Origin of the sequence: Roseibium sp. (assembly GCF_039982295.1) — a bacterium.
Taxonomy (GTDB): Bacteria; Pseudomonadota; Alphaproteobacteria; order Rhizobiales; family Stappiaceae; genus Roseibium.
The window spans coordinates 133,197-147,933 of record NZ_JBDWYP010000039.1 but is presented as its reverse complement, the minus strand read 5'-3'; the positions used below and the strand labels follow the sequence as shown (position 1 = coordinate 147,933).

Here is a 14,737-nt window from a genome sequence, read left to right as displayed (position 1 = left end):
CCGGCAACAAGACAATTGTTGCCGGGCCGTCAGTTGATTTACACGGTCTCGAAAGTCAGGCAGCAGCCACCTCCGAAAGGAAACGCTCGACCGAGGCCCTCAGGTTTTCAGCCTGCCGCTTCATTTCCAGTGTTGCTTCGCGCATGTGGTCAGCTGACGTGGAGTTTTCGGCAACATCCTCACTAAGAGAGGCGACCGCCGACGACACATTCAACGTACCTTCAGCAGCCTGGGCCACATTTCGCGAAATCTCGTTGGTGGCCGCGCCCTGCTGTTGAACGGCGTCTGCGATGGTCGCGGTATAATTGTTGACCTCATCCATCGAGTTCGACACCAGCGCAATTTCACCAACCGCATCCGAGGTAGAGGCCTGGATCGCCGCGATCTGGGTCGAAATTTCTTCTGTTGCCTTGGCCGTCTGTCCTGCGAGCGACTTCACCTCGGAAGCAACGACGGCAAAGCCACGGCCTGCTTCTCCTGCGCGCGCGGCCTCGATGGTCGCGTTGAGCGCAAGAAGGTTTGTCTGCTCGGCAATCTCGGAGATCAGGGACACGACATCCCCGATCCGGTTGGCTGCTTCCGCCAATCCTGCAATCTTCTGGTTGGAAGACTGCGCGTTGGAGGTCGTCTGGCCGACGATCTCCGCGGTCGTTGCGACCTGACGGGAAATCTCGGAGATGGACGCATTCAGCTCTTCTGTCGCAGAGGCGACCGCCTGCACGTTTGCCGATGCGTTTTCAGAATCGCCCACCGCCTGAGAACTGCGTCCGGCCGCGGATGCGGACCGACCGCTGAGCGTCGTTGACAGCTCCTCGACACGGAAAATATTCTCTTCAACCGAAGACAAGACACTTTGCGCTTCGGTCCGGAAGGCATTGATCAGCCCGTCAATCTGGTTCTCACGCTTTTCTCGCGCGATATGGCCAACTTTGCGTTCAGATGCCAGCCGTTCGCGCTCGATCGAGTTTTCCTTGAAGATCGCGATACAGCGCGCCATTTCACCGATCTCGTCGGAGCGCTCGGTTGCGTCCACAGCAACTTCGAGGTCGCCATCAGCGATTTTGCGCGCGGCACCAGACAGCGTGTTGAGCGGCGCAAACATGCGAACCGTCAGCCACCAGACAATGCCGACAATCGGCAACATGCAAAGAACACCGGAGATGATCGCTCCAAGAGTGATCTTGTTCGCTGCAGCAGATAGCTCCGTTTGCGCGACAGCCTCGATCACGCCGAACGGCTTGTCCTGCACCATGCTGTCAGCGCGAGAGAAGCGATAAGCGACGCCATCAATGGAGAGCATGCCCGCACCCGACTGGATGGCAGAAAGCTCAAAGGTGCGCTCAGCAAGTCCATTGTCTCCAACTTCGACAAGTGTGCCTTTGGAGTCCACGAGCATGATGCTTTCGCTGCTGCCCAGACCACTGCTGTCATTGAGGAAGGATGCAAATCGCGCCATATCGACCTCAAGGCCAACAGCGCCAAAGAAGCGATCCAGATAAAACACAGGGGCCGCGAGAACGAGACTGACCTTGCCGTCAGCGCCGGTTATGAAGCCCGACGGGAACACCTCTCCGGCTTTCAAAGTGCCAGCCGTATTCGCCACCACCACGGGCCCCAATGCTGCTGCGAAAGGGTTTTCCGAAAGCTGGGCATCATCAACATGGCGTGCGAATTCGTCGCCCTTGTTGAAGGAATACGTAATGTTTCCATCAGGATCTGCGATGGCCACCCCTGAAAACAGACCCTGACCAACAAGCTCGGCATAGGCTGCGTGAATGATCTTGTGATTGTTCACGTAGTAGTTCTTGGCATCCGGCTCGATCAGCAGATGACGCTTGTCGGCGGGGTGCGGATTGTCCTCGACAAAGATCTTGCGGAGGGTTTCCGACTGACCTTCTTTCAGGTTTTTCCAGCCAACAGTCATTTTCATCAGACTGTCTTTGGCCTCGGTCAGAGACACGAAAAAGCGTGTGCTGTCTGTCACCTGTTCCAAAGCAAGCTCAAGCGTCTTGCGTTTTCCGAGAGTGGCACTGTTGAGCGCGGTATCAGCCTGAGAATTGGCGACCCCGCTGGCAAGATTTGACGTTACTGCGACAATGGCAACACACATTGTCAACGTTCCAGCAAAAAACATCAAAGCAAGCTTTGTCGATAGACGCTTACGAATCATTACACCCCCCAAAAACTTGGAGGGATATTCAACTGACTTTCACCAAAAAAGATTTAACGTTGGCAGAAATACTTAAAAATAAATCGACTGAACTCTACTCGGGTTCAGCGAATAAACCGAGTTGTGGTGCATCGGGTCTCTTGGGAACAGCAAGACCAAGATGCTGAAAAGCCTGAGGCGTCAGAACGCGACCTCGCGGTGTCCTCTGCAAAAAGCCATTCTGGATCAGATAAGGTTCCACAATCTCTTCAATTGCATCGCGCGGCTCCGAGAGGGCGGCAGCGATGGTCTCGATGCCAACAGGGCCACCGCCGAAGTTCATGGCGATCTGGCTGAGATACCTGCGATCAAGACTGTCGAGACCGGCGTTGTCGACCTCAAGCTGTGACAAGGCCTTGTCCGCCAGCGCCTGATCCACGTTTTCATCGCCAGCGACCACAGCAAAATCACGCACGCGGCGGAGCAGGCGGCCGGCAATGCGCGGCGTTCCGCGGGAGCGCTTTGCAATCTCATGCGCCCCGTCTTCAGTCATGCCGACCCCAAGGATGCGCGCCCCGCGATTGACGATGTGCTCCAGCTCCGGAACCGTATAGAACTGCAATCGGACAGGAATGCCGAAGCGGTCGCGCAATGGCGTTGTCAGCAAGCCGAGCCGCGTCGTGGCAGCAACCAGGGTGAACTTCGCCAGGTCGATCTTGACCGATCGGGCGGCAGGCCCTTCGCCAATGATCAAATCCAGCTGGTAGTCTTCCATCGCCGGATAAAGTACTTCCTCCACCGCCGGGTTGAGGCGGTGGATTTCATCAATGAAAAGAACATCCCGTTCTTCAAGGTTGGTCAGAAGCGCCGCCAGATCGCCAGCCTTCGCAATCACCGGCCCTGAAGTTGCGCGAAAATTCACGCCAAGCTCCCGCGCCATGATCTGGGCCAGGGTCGTCTTGCCGAGGCCAGGAGGGCCAACAAAGAGCACGTGGTCAAGCGCTTCACTGCGCGCCTTGGCCGCCTCGATGAAAATCTTCAGGTTGGCACGTGCCTGGGCCTGCCCCACGAAATCATCGAGAGCCTGCGGCCGCATCGTGCTGTCGATTTCATCGCCGCGGATCTCCGGCGTCACGAGGCGCTGATCATCCGACATGACTGACCACCGCGATCAGGAGCGCCAAAAGGCAGATCGAGTAGACAACGCGAATGGCGTAGAACTTCCTGAACTGGCGACGCACGTAAGGGTCTTCAGTGTCAATCTTGCGCCCCTTCATGGAATAGGTCCGTCCGTCGACGGCGAGAGCGAACTTGTGATCAATATACATGATCCCCCCCATACCGAGCACGAAGAAGGCTATTGCAATCAAAATGAAAATGATGGCGGTCATTGCGCGAGTTCCTTCAGGCCGAGACGGATCAGCGTCTCCGTGGAAGCGTCCTCACCTGCTGATTGCATGGCTTTTGCCACCGCGGCACTGGCCTGCGGTTGTCCATATCCAAGGTTGGTCAAAGCCGATACGGCTTCGGCCACTGGCCTTGCGGCAATGTCTTCGTTGACGGTCTGCGAGACCGCAATTGTCTCGGCATCCACCGAGGCGAAGCTCGGCGCCTTATCCTTCAATTCTGCGAGAATTCGCTCAGCAACGCGCTTGCCGACCCCGGGTGCGCGCGAGATCGTCGCCTTGTCGCCAAGCGCAATCGCATTGGCAACTTCGCTGGCCTTGAGAATGCCGAGGATCGCCAGCGCCACTTTCGCGCCCACGCCCTGAACCGTCATCAAGAGACGAAACCATTCCCGTTCCGCATCGTCAGAGAAGCCATAAAGCTTGATCATGTCCTCGCGAACATAGGTCTCAATCGCCAGAACTGCCGCTTCCCCCGCACGCGGCAAGGTCTGAAGGATCCGAGAGGGGCAATGCACCTGATAGCCGACACCATGGACATCGAGGATCACATAGTCCTCACCATAGCTGTCAATGGTACCCTTGAGTTTTCCGATCATGCAGCGCCCGCCCGTGCCAGTCTTCCAGTTGTCGAACCGCGGTGGTGAGCATGGCAGATCGCAATCGCCAGCGCATCTGCCGCATCATCTGTATCAAAGGTCGCCCGGGGCATTAGCACCTTCACCATGGCCCGGATCTGATCTTTTTCTGCATGCCCGGTGCCCACAACAGTCTTCTTGACCAGGTTCGGCGCGTATTCGGACACGCGGAGCCCCGCCAGGGCAGGAACCAGAAGCGCAACTCCGCGTGCCTGACCGAGTTTCAGCGTCGCCCCTGCGTCCTTGTTGACGAAGGTCAGCTCCACTGCTGCTTCCATGGGTGCCTGAAGCTCGACAATCCGGGACAAACCATCATGCAGCTGAACGAGACGTTCAGCCAGATCCTGCTTGTTGTTAGATGTCACCGTGCCGGAAGCGATGAAGGTCAATCGATTTCCGATCGCCTCGATCACGCCCCAACCCATGCGCCGCAACCCCGGATCGATGCCGAGAACTCGAATCGGATGTGTCATGGAACAAACCGGTAACAAAACTTCCGCGTTGACGCCAGCTCAACCGGCCGATAGGCAGGTGATCTAAGCGCTTTTCCCATGCCTTGCCGGTTTCAGAGGCTCATGTTCGACATATTCTCTTCATTTTCACCCGGAACGCTGATGTTCTTGGGAGCCGTTCTTTTTGTTGCGGGAATAGTGCGCGGCTTTGCAGGTTTCGGAGCAGGCATGATCTTCATGCCAATGGCAACCGCGATTGTTTATCCGCCGACAGCCGCAGCGGGCTTTCTGTTCCTGGACTTCGCGATTGCCATGCCATTGGTCGTCCGCGCAGTCCGGATGTGCGACTGGAACACGGTTATTCCCGCAGTCGTCGCCTCCGTCATTTTCGTTCATACCGGAACATGGTTTCTGGCCAACGGTGATGTCTTGATGCTGCGATGGGTGATCTTTGCGATCGTTGCCGGTCTGCTGGCTCTCCTCGTGTCGGGATGGCGCTATCACAGCAAGCCGACCCGTACGGTCTCATTTGGCGTGGGCGCTGTCGCCGGCGTGCTGGGCGGGATCAGTCAGGTTTCTGGCCCACCTGTTGTCGCCTTCTGGCTTTCAAGCGCCAAAGAGCCGGCAATCGTCCGGGCCAATTTGATTGTCTTCTTCGCCCTCGCGAGCATTGGCACCATCCTGGCCTATTGGCTGAACGGCTTCTTTACGCTGGAGGTCGGACATTTCCTATTCGCAGGCATCCCCGCATACGCGCTCGGGCTTTTCGTAGGCTCGAAGACCTTCGGCAAGGCGGACCCGAAATACTACCGTCTGATCGCCTATTCCCTGATTGCGATCGCAGCAATCACCAGCATGCCTGCCCTCGATACATGGCTTAGGTAGGCCTGAATTGGCGGTCAGCCACTGCGCTTCAAAACCGACTGCCACTTGTCACATTTCTGCGCGAACAGCTTGTCAATTTGCTCCTGGAACATCGCCTCATTGTCGCAGGTCTGGGCCAGAACGCTCAGCGCGACAATTGCAGCGTCGGCGGCCTCCTCGCGCACATCATCAACATTCAGATTCTTGTAGGCTGAGCCCGGCGCCCCGGTCGCGCAAAGAACTGCCTGGGCCAACTCTCCCGCCTCTTCACAAAGCTTGAGCGAGCGTTCCTGAAGTGTCTTAGCGTCAAGCTGCGTCAATTCAAAGATTCGGTGTCTCATCGCCGCTTCCCAATTCCAATCACCGACCGGCACACAAAAACCCCGGCACAAGGCCGGGGCTATTTCATCCAACTTGATGAGTCGTTGATCAGGCCAGCGAGGCCATCGTTTCATCATCGATGTCGAAATTCGAGAAGACATTCTGGACGTCGTCGTCGTCTTCCAGCATGTCGATCAGCTTCATCAGCGTCTGGGCCTTGTCCCCGTCAACCGGCGTCAGGTTCTGCGGTTTCCAGATAATCTTGGTGGAATCGGCTTCGCCCAAAGCATCTTCCAATGCCTTTCCGACTTCGTTCAGGTCTTCAAAGGCGGTGTAGATTGTGTGCCCGTTTTCATCCGACTGCACGTCTTCCGCACCAGCTTCAATGGCAGCTTCAAGCACAGCATCCGCTTCGCCAGCTTCCGGCTTGTAGACGATTTCGCCAACACGGTCGAACATGAACGAAACCGAGCCGGTTTCACCCAGGGAGCCACCACATTTGGTGAAATAGGAACGAACATTGGACGCAGAACGGTTGCGGTTATCCGTCAGGGCTTCAACAACGACAGCAACGCCCGCCGGGCCATAACCTTCGTAGCGGATCTCTTCATAGCTCTCCGCATCACCAGCTTGCGACTTGTTGATCGCACGCTGAATGTTGTCCTTGGGCATGGACTGTGCCTTGGCGTTGTTGACGGCCAATCGCAGACGCGGGTTCGCATCCGGATCCGGGTCGCCCATCTTCGCGGCAACGGTGATTTCCTTGGACAGCTTGGAAAACATCTTGGACCGCACAGCATCCTGGCGCCCCTTGCGATGCATGATGTTCTTGAATTTTGAATGTCCTGCCATGGCTCTTCTCGGCTTTATGCGGATGTGTCTTTAAAATCTGCGCCGCTTATAGGCAAAGCCGCCGGTAAAATCCAGCGACTGCAGCCCAAACGGCCAGCGCATCACCTGGTCGCCAAAAATTATGCCGCCCAGAAATCGGGAAGTACCGGCTCAAGGTGCCCACCGATGCGCACTGGTGCAACGCGCAGCGCCAGGCCTGTTCGGTCATCAGTCTCGACCGCCACCCCTGAAATCGTTGCATCGCCGGTTGCTGGTGTGAACCGGTTGCCAGGGATTTTGCGCTGGAAACGATTGACCGGCTCTTCCTTGTCCATACCCAGGACGCTGTCATAGCAGCCGCACATGCCCGCATCGGTCATATAGGCAGTGCCACCGGGCAGGATTTGATGATCCGCGGTCGGAACATGGGTGTGAGTGCCCACAACGAGGCTGACACGACCGTCAAGCATGTGGCCCATCGCCTGTTTCTCACTCGTGGCTTCCGCATGAACATCGATGATCACGGCATCCGCGACATCACCAAGCGGACATTCGTTAACGACCCGCTCAATCGCGGCAAAGGGATCATCAAGTGCGTCCATGTAAACGCGCCCCATCACGTTGGCGACCATCACCTGCGCACCATTGCGAGCCGTATAGAGATGCGCCCCGCGCCCAGGCGTACCCTTCGGATAATTGACCGGCCGCAGAAGCCTATCCTGCCGCTCGATGTAGACCAGCGTATCCCGCTGATCCCAAACATGATTGCCTGTCGTCACCACATCTGCACCGGCATCCAGAACATCCTGCAGGATGGCTTCAGTAATCCCGAAGCCTGAGGCCGAATTCTCTCCATTCACGACGACGAAATCGAGTTGTTGTTCCTCAACAAGCGCTGGCAACTGATCGATGACAATGGTGCGCCCTGTACGTCCGACCAGATCGCCGAGAAAAAGCAGTTTCATGAAGCCTCGAGGTGTTGAAAGCGTCGAAAGCCCGTTTCGGTCAAAATACCATCGAGAGGCTTGTCATGCGGTTCAGCAGGTATATCGCTCATTTCCTGCGCGCAAAAGGCCAGTCCAATACACAAAAGAGGGCCTGTTTTTTCAAGCGCGGCGATCGCAGTGTCATAATGGCCTTTGCCGTATCCGATGCGGTTGCCCGATGTATCGAAAGCAGCCAAAGGCATCAGTAACACATCGGGCCTGACTTCCTCCGCCTCAGGTCCGGGGGCCTGCGTCCCAAACCCTGCGGGTTCGAACGCCGTTTCGCGGCCAAATGCGCGAAAGACAAGATGCGGCTCTGAAACGACGGGAAGGCAGAGCTGGTGTCCTTTCGCGCGCAAGGAATCAAGCAAGGGACGTGGATCGATTTCGTCTCTGATCGGCCAGAAGCCCGCGACAGTCGCACCATCGGGAAGCTCGAGTTGCTCGCAATAACCTGCAAGAGCGAATGACGCCTCCACCCTGGTGATCGGGTCCATGGCAGCACGACGCGCGAGAGCTTCAAGGCGAAGCTTTTGCTTCTTCTCTGCGTTTGAGAGATCGGAGAGAGGCATGACAACCCGGACTTTAAGAAAACGAGACGGCCGCACGATCGTTGGAAGTTGCAATCCCGGGAAACCTACTGTGTAGGTGGGCACCGTATGCAACAGACCACGGTCCGAAGCAGGGACAGCTCCCGAAGGGATGCGTAAGGCCCCGGGGATATGATTCCTGACGTATCGCGCAGCCGCAGACCAGCATATAGCTGTCCAACCGAGTTTTTTCCACCCTGCAGCAATCGATTCCGTCTTATTCGGACCGAAGGCTTTTGCTCAGCCCCTGTGCAAGCGCTTCGATACGAGACGCGGCGTCTTCGATCGCCTGGGCCACGTTCGTCTCAGCACTGCTGTGCTGCTCAAGGACGGTTTCGCGCCCGGCGCGTTCTTTCTCAAGTTCGGCTTCCAGACGGCTGACCTTGCGCTCCAGCTCTGCCAGCTGATCCGTCGCCATGATACCCGCCATCACGGTCAGCCGCTGATCGCCGATTTCACCAAAGGCACCGCGCAGCTCATTGATCCAGCCATCGAACCGTCCGGCAAGGCCGATCAGGCGATCCTCTTCGCCGTCATCGCAAGCCATGCGAAAGGAGCGCCCGTTGATGGTCACGTTGATCTGCGCCATCTGAGTCTACCCCTCGTGCGTGTCGAGCACGCTTCGGATCGTTTCCATTGCGGAAACAAGCCGGCGAGAGACATCCTTGTTTGCGCCCTCGAGCCGGTTGGCTCGCGCTTCCGTCTTGTCGAGGTCGTTTGCGAGGCGGGAGCGGTCCTCACTCAAGCGCTGCAGGTCTTCCTGCAAGCCATTCAAGGAGCGATCGGCGTGCATGCGGCGTTCCACCGAGCTCTCAAGACTCCCGACAGCCTTTGTCAGACGCTGCAAGGCAGCACTGACATCCTTCGGTTTATGACCGTCCTGTTCCGCCATTCAACCCGCACCCATCCCCCATGGCCGCACAATCAGCACAGCAAACAGTCCAATACAGCTGCAATCCGATCTCCGGAAAAGGATCACAGTTTCGACAGTCGCGTTAGCTCTGTCTGTTCAAGCTGCTTTCGAGCAAGCAACAACAACATCCTGTTCCCATTACAAGCTGAAGGAGGTCAGAAAATTGCCGCACAGGAGATTAGGCAGTGCGCCTTAGACCCGTCAATGGCAGCCATGGCAGAATCCTCAACTGCATTTCACATCTGTTGTGACTGGTCACCGCTTCGCCCTTTTATTGACTCGCGCAAGGTTCCTGATATTTGTCGGGCGCCTTTCGGACTGAGTTGACCGGCTCTCTTGCCAAGACGCGAGGGAAATGCTTGCAAACGCAAACGGTTGATCGTCCGCACCTTGGGCTTTGAATTTATCCGGCGCGCCGCCGACGCAAGCTACGGGACAAAAATGACCGATCTTGAAAAACATCAGCGCATGGCAAATGCGATCCGCTTCCTTGCCATCGATGCCGTGGAAAAAGCCAAGTCCGGCCACCCCGGCCTGCCCATGGGCGCAGCCGATATCGCAACTGTTCTTTTTACCGAGTTTTTGAAGTTTGACCCTACGAGCCCCAACTGGGCCGACCGTGACCGCTTCGTGCTGTCCGCTGGTCATGGTTCGATGCTTCTGTACAGCTTGCTCTATCTTCTCGGCTACGAAGATTTCAGCCTAGAAGAGATCAAGAACTTCCGCCAAATCGGTGCACGCACAGCCGGTCATCCGGAATTCGGTCATGGCGCCGGCATCGAGACCACAACCGGCCCGCTTGGGCAGGGACTTGGCAACGCTGTTGGCATGGCCATTGCCGAAAAGCTTCAGGAATCCCGCTTCGGCAAGGATATCGTCGACCACTTCACCTATGTGCTGGCTGGTGACGGCTGCCTCATGGAGGGCATCAGTCAGGAAGCCCTGTCACTTGCAGGTCACCTGAAGCTGAACAAACTCATCGTGATCTGGGACGACAACGGCATCTCGATCGATGGCGCAGTCAGCATCACGGACAGCACGGATCAGGTTGCCCGCTTCAGCGCGTCCGGATGGAACACCATCTCGGTCGATGGCCATGACCCGGCAGCCATTGCCGGCGCGATTCGCCAGGCGCAGTCCAGCGACAGCCCGACGCTGATCGCTGCCAAGACCACGATCGGCTTTGGCTCTCCGAAGAAGGCCGGAACCAACGGCGTTCATGGTGCGCCGCTCGGAACAGATGAAGTCGCCGCAACACGCGAAGCACTCAACTGGCCGCATGAACCATTTGAAGTCCCGAGCGACATTCTCGATGCCTGGCGTATCGCCGGTCTTCGCTCCGCCCAGGCTCACAAGGATTGGGAAAAGCGCTTCGCGGAGAAAGACGGGGAAACCCGCGCCGAGTTCGAGCGTCGCAACCGCGGCGATCTGCCGGCTGGCTTTGCTGCTGCTGTTCAAGACTACAAAAAGCAACTCGCCGCAGAAAAGCCGACCATGGCAACGCGTAAGGCCTCCGAAGCTGTGTTGGGTGTGCTCAACGAAGTGATCCCGGAAACCATCGGCGGATCTGCCGATCTGACGGGCTCCAACAACACCAAGACGAAGCAGACACTGCCAGTTACTCCAGATGATTTTTCCGGCCGGTATATCCATTGGGGCATTCGCGAACACGGCATGGCTGCAGCCATGAACGGCATGGCGCTTCATGGCGGCATGATCCCCTACTCCGGCGGCTTCCTGATCTTCTCGGACTATTGCCGTCCGTCGCTTCGTCTCGCCGCGCTGATGAAACAGCGTGTCATCCATGTCATGACCCATGATTCGATCGGTCTTGGCGAAGATGGCCCGACCCACCAGCCGGTTGAGCACTTTGCCGCCCTGCGTGCGATCCCGGATCTTCAGTTCTTCCGCCCGGCAGATGTCACCGAAACGCTAGAGTGCTGGCAGCTGGCGCTGGAAGCCGATGACACGCCTTCCGTTCTCGCCCTGACCCGTCAGAACCTCGTTGCCCAGCGCAAATCCTATGAGGAAGAAAACCTCTGCGCACGCGGCGCCTATGTTCTGATCGATAGCGAAGACGAAGCCGCGGTGACGATCTTCGCCTCTGGTTCGGAAGTCGAAATCGCAGCCGATGCTCATGCGCAGCTGACAGAAGCCGACATTGCCGCCCGCGTCGTATCGGTTCCCTGCTTTGAGCTGTTTGAAACTCAATCAGAAGACTATCAGGCATCAGTCATCGGCGGCAGCCCGGTCAAGATTGCAGTGGAAGCGGGTATCCGCATGGGCTGGGACCGCTTCATCGGCAACGACGGAACCTTTGTCGGCATGTCCAGCTTCGGCGCCAGCGGTCCTTACAAGGCACTCTACGAGCACTTCGGCATCACGGCGGAAGCCGTTGTGACCGCAGCCAAGGCAAAGCTCGACGCCTAAGGCACACGATCTTTTGGAGCCGCCCGCGCCTTCCCGCGAGCGGCCCAACCGGAACGCGCCACAGGGGCGCTTTCCGTTCCGGCCGCGAAGTGGCGGCCAACGCACAGGCGCTTAATCAGGCGCGTTAAAAATGTGGGAGTGGAATATGGTTACCAAGGTAGCAATCAACGGATTTGGCCGCATCGGACGCAACGTTCTGCGCGCAATTGTTGAATCCGGCCGGACCGATATTGAAGTTGTCGGCATCAACGATCTGGGACCTGTAGAAACCAACGCACATCTGCTTCGCTACGACTCAGTGCATGGCCGGTTCCCGGCTGAAGTCGTGGTCGATGGTGACACCATCACCGTTGGTGGTGGCAAACCTATCAAGGTCACAGCCATCCGCGACCCCAAAGACCTGCCTTGGGGTGAACTCGGCGTCGATGTCGCAATGGAATGCACCGGTATCTTCACGGCCAAGGAAAAGGCATCAGCTCATCTTGAAGCAGGTGCCAAGCGTGTTCTGGTTTCCGCTCCAGCTTCCGGTGCAGACAAGACCATCGTATTCGGCGTCAACGACAGCGCTCTGACCGCAGATGATCTCGTTGTTTCCAACGCGTCCTGCACCACCAACTGCCTGTCGCCGGTGGCCTATGTCCTGAACGAGACCGTGGGCATCGAAAAAGGCTTCATGACAACGATCCATTCGTACACGGGCGATCAGCCAACGCTGGACACCATGCACAAGGATCTCTACCGCGCTCGCGCTGCTGCCATGTCGATGATCCCGACGTCGACCGGTGCAGCTAAGGCTGTCGGCCTGGTTCTACCGGAACTGAACGGCAAGCTGGATGGAGTCGCGATTCGCGTCCCGACCCCAAATGTCTCGGTTGTCGACCTTAACTTCATTGCCAAGCGCGAAACATCTGTCGAAGAGATCAACGCGGCTATCAAGGAAGCTGCCAACGGCAAGTTGAAGGGTATCCTCGGCTTCACCGAAGAGCCCCTTGTTTCCGTCGATTTCAACCACAACAGTCATTCCTCGATCTTCCACATGGATCAGACGAAGGTCATGGACGGAACCTTTGTCCGCATCCTGACCTGGTATGACAACGAGTGGGGCTTCTCGAACCGCATGTCCGACACAGCGGTAGCAATGGCAAAGCTTATCTAAGCTGCCATGGGATGAACGCTCGTTCCGAAATGACAGGCGGGTGCGGATCTTCCGCATCCGCCTTTTTTGTCCAGGTCAATGAAAGGAAAGCTGCTTGCTTGAACTCCTGACCGTTATCTCCCTGACGATCGTCGTCGCCATTGTGCCGGGACCCGACTTTGCAGTGGTCTTGCGGAATTCTCTTGTCGGAGGACGGCTTGCCGGCATCATGACCGCGTTAGGCATCGGCCTGGCCTTGGCTGTTCATGTGACATACGCACTTGCCGGCATCGGCCTGTTGGTGTCGCAGTCGATCTTTCTCTTCAACGCCTTGAAACTGATCGGTGCGGCCTACCTCGTGTTTCTCGGCGTGACCATGTATCGTGGCGCGGCGCGAGAAATACCAGCTGAAACAAGCAGTGGAGGCATGCCGCCACTGAAGGCACTCCGCTGGGGTTTCCTTACGAATGTGACCAACCCGAAGGCCACGATGTTTGCAATGAGTGTTTTTCTCCAGGTGACCTCACCCGAGACCCCACTCTGGACACAGATCGGCTACGGCGTGATCATGGCGTCCGGTGTTTTCATCTGGTTTGTGCTGGTCACGGTGTTCTTCACGCTAGCTCCGGTCCGGCAGAGTTTCATGCGCATGAAACTCTGGATGGAGCGCACTTTCGGCATTCTTCTGACGTTGTTCGGCATCGGGATTGCCGCGACAACTAGCTCTTCTCGTCTTTGATTGGTGGGTTCAAGACACATGACTTTCAAAACACTCGACGACCTTTCGCATATCTCCGGCAAGCGCGCACTGGTCCGCGTTGATCTCAACGTGCCCATGGACAATGGCAAGGTCACAGACACCACACGTATTGAACGCGTTTTGCCGACCATTCGTGAGCTGTCGGAAAAAGGCGCAAAGGTCATTCTCCTCGCCCATTTCGGCCGACCTAAAGGACAACGCGTCGCGGACATGTCGCTCGAGCCGGTGGCACAGCCGCTTGCGGATCTTCTGCTCGCTCCCGTCGACTTTGCCGATGACTGCATTGGCAAGTCCGCGGAAGACGCGATCGCGGAACTGTCCGACGGCGACGTCCTCCTGCTCGAAAACACACGCTTCCACGCAGGCGAGGAGAAAAATGATCCCGCGTTTGCCAAAGACCTGGCTGAGCTGGGTGACATTTACGTCAATGATGCCTTCTCCGCCGCGCACCGCGCTCATGGCTCCACGGAAGGCATAGCAAAGCTGCTGCCGGCCTATGCCGGCCGGACCATGCAGGCGGAACTTGAGGCGCTCGGCTCTGCACTCGGCGAGCCCAAGCGCCCGGTTCTGGCGGTCGTTGGCGGCGCAAAGGTCTCGTCGAAGATTGATCTCCTCGAGAATCTGGTTGGCAAAGTCGACATGCTGGTGATCGGCGGCGGCATGGCCAATACCTTCATGGCAGCCAATGGCATCAATGTCGGCAAGTCGCTGTGCGAACATGACCTTGCAGACACGGCACGCCGGATCATGGCAGCGGCAGAAAAATCCGATTGTGAAATCGTTCTTCCGGCTGATGCCGTCGTAGCAAGGGAATTCAAGGCCGGCGCCGAAAATGAGACGGTCACTCTTGATGCAATTCCATCAGACGCCATGATGCTCGACGTCGGTTCAGCGTCCATTGCCAAGGTCGCCGAAAAAATCGACGCCGCCAATACGCTTGTCTGGAACGGCCCACTCGGTGCTTTTGAAATCGAACCATTCGACAAGGCAACGGTTGCAGCGGCACGCCACGCGGCAGAACGCACCAAATCCGGCGAGCTCAATTCGGTAGCAGGCGGCGGTGACACCGTTGCCGCGTTGAACCATGCGGGCGCAGCAGACGACTTTTCCTATGTTTCCACCGCCGGTGGCGCATTTCTCGAGTGGTTGGAAGGCAAGGAACTTCCCGGCGTGAAGGCTCTCGAAGTCTAAAAACATGAATTGTCACTGCCCCGCGTTTTCTTCGGGGCAGTGCATTTTCTTGTTGCAATAATTATTTTGAC

The 14,737-nt window shown here is 57.3% G+C and carries 16 protein-coding genes and 1 other RNA gene; 5 read left to right on the top strand and 12 right to left on the bottom strand.

Annotated elements, in window-relative coordinates; translation table 11 throughout:
- Positions 1-55: 55 nt before the first annotated feature.
- The 5 genes from ABJZ52_RS08105 to ruvC all read right to left on the bottom strand — a co-directional run bounded on the left by ABJZ52_RS08105 (position 56) and on the right by ruvC (position 4,666).
- Entirely contained in the window at positions 56-2,110 is a 2,055-nt protein-coding gene (locus ABJZ52_RS08105; protein WP_348184675.1) for a methyl-accepting chemotaxis protein, read from the bottom strand.
- Positions 2,111-2,264: 154 nt separating this feature from the next.
- Positions 2,265-3,305, bottom strand: a complete 1,041-nt coding sequence (gene ruvB / locus ABJZ52_RS08100; protein ID WP_348184673.1) for a Holliday junction branch migration DNA helicase RuvB — start codon at positions 3,303-3,305, stop codon at positions 2,265-2,267.
- Positions 3,295-3,540 (bottom strand): endonuclease, encoded by a 246-nt coding sequence (locus ABJZ52_RS08095; protein ID WP_348184671.1) that lies wholly within the window; start codon positions 3,538-3,540, stop codon positions 3,295-3,297. The genes ruvB and ABJZ52_RS08095 overlap by 11 nt, the downstream gene beginning before the upstream one ends.
- Complete coding sequence (gene ruvA, locus ABJZ52_RS08090; RefSeq protein WP_153771926.1) at positions 3,537-4,154, bottom strand: Holliday junction branch migration protein RuvA; 618 nt, start codon at positions 4,152-4,154, stop codon at positions 3,537-3,539. Before ruvA ends, ABJZ52_RS08095 begins: the two co-directional genes overlap by 4 nt.
- Positions 4,151-4,666: a crossover junction endodeoxyribonuclease RuvC gene (ruvC, locus tag ABJZ52_RS08085; RefSeq protein WP_348184668.1), complete on the bottom strand. Its 516-nt coding sequence runs from the start codon at positions 4,664-4,666 to the stop codon at positions 4,151-4,153. The genes ruvA and ruvC overlap by 4 nt, the downstream gene beginning before the upstream one ends.
- 102 nt (positions 4,667-4,768) lie before the next feature.
- Between ruvC and ABJZ52_RS08080 the strand changes: the two genes are divergently transcribed.
- Entirely contained in the window at positions 4,769-5,530 is a 762-nt protein-coding gene (locus ABJZ52_RS08080) for a sulfite exporter TauE/SafE family protein (protein ID WP_348184666.1), read from the top strand.
- 14 nt (positions 5,531-5,544) lie between these two features.
- Here the strand turns inward: ABJZ52_RS08080 and ABJZ52_RS08075 are convergent, their stop codons facing one another.
- The 7 genes from ABJZ52_RS08075 to ABJZ52_RS08045 form a co-directional block, all read right to left on the bottom strand.
- Positions 5,545-5,850 (bottom strand): MazG-like family protein, encoded by a 306-nt coding sequence (locus tag ABJZ52_RS08075; RefSeq protein WP_348184664.1) that lies wholly within the window; start codon positions 5,848-5,850, stop codon positions 5,545-5,547.
- 88 nt (positions 5,851-5,938) lie between these two features.
- Positions 5,939-6,682 (bottom strand): YebC/PmpR family DNA-binding transcriptional regulator, encoded by a 744-nt coding sequence (locus tag ABJZ52_RS08070; protein ID WP_348184662.1) that lies wholly within the window; start codon positions 6,680-6,682, stop codon positions 5,939-5,941.
- A gap of 119 nt (positions 6,683-6,801) precedes the next feature.
- Positions 6,802-7,626, bottom strand: a complete 825-nt coding sequence (locus ABJZ52_RS08065; protein WP_348184660.1) for a TIGR00282 family metallophosphoesterase — start codon at positions 7,624-7,626, stop codon at positions 6,802-6,804.
- On the bottom strand, positions 7,623-8,219 hold the full coding sequence (locus tag ABJZ52_RS08060) for a 5-formyltetrahydrofolate cyclo-ligase (protein ID WP_348184658.1): 597 nt from the start codon (positions 8,217-8,219) through the stop codon (positions 7,623-7,625). Before ABJZ52_RS08060 ends, ABJZ52_RS08065 begins: the two co-directional genes overlap by 4 nt.
- Before the next feature lie 23 nt (positions 8,220-8,242).
- Positions 8,243-8,398: non-coding RNA, 6S RNA (ssrS, locus tag ABJZ52_RS08055), on the bottom strand.
- Positions 8,399-8,454: 56 nt separating this feature from the next.
- Complete coding sequence (locus ABJZ52_RS08050) at positions 8,455-8,826, bottom strand: cell division protein ZapA (protein ID WP_153771919.1); 372 nt, start codon at positions 8,824-8,826, stop codon at positions 8,455-8,457.
- A gap of 6 nt (positions 8,827-8,832) precedes the next feature.
- Positions 8,833-9,129 (bottom strand): DUF4164 domain-containing protein, encoded by a 297-nt coding sequence (locus ABJZ52_RS08045; protein ID WP_153771918.1) that lies wholly within the window; start codon positions 9,127-9,129, stop codon positions 8,833-8,835.
- A 462-nt stretch (positions 9,130-9,591) separates the two neighbouring features.
- Between ABJZ52_RS08045 and tkt the strand changes: the two genes are divergently transcribed.
- The 4 genes from tkt to ABJZ52_RS08025 all read left to right on the top strand — a co-directional run bounded on the left by tkt (position 9,592) and on the right by ABJZ52_RS08025 (position 14,666).
- Positions 9,592-11,580 carry a transketolase gene (gene tkt, locus ABJZ52_RS08040; RefSeq protein WP_348184655.1) on the top strand — a complete coding sequence of 663 codons (1,989 nt, stop codon included), beginning with the start codon at positions 9,592-9,594 and terminating at the stop codon, positions 11,578-11,580.
- Between the two features lie 145 nt (positions 11,581-11,725).
- The gene (gene gap / locus ABJZ52_RS08035; protein ID WP_348184653.1) at positions 11,726-12,736 is read left to right on the top strand and encodes a type I glyceraldehyde-3-phosphate dehydrogenase; all 1,011 of its coding nucleotides are present in this window, start codon (positions 11,726-11,728) and stop codon (positions 12,734-12,736) included.
- A 94-nt stretch (positions 12,737-12,830) separates the two neighbouring features.
- Entirely contained in the window at positions 12,831-13,454 is a 624-nt protein-coding gene (locus ABJZ52_RS08030; protein ID WP_348184651.1) for a LysE family transporter, read from the top strand.
- Positions 13,455-13,472: 18 nt separating this feature from the next.
- On the top strand, positions 13,473-14,666 hold the full coding sequence (locus tag ABJZ52_RS08025; protein ID WP_348184649.1) for a phosphoglycerate kinase: 1,194 nt from the start codon (positions 13,473-13,475) through the stop codon (positions 14,664-14,666).
- Positions 14,667-14,737: the final 71 nt, after the last annotated feature.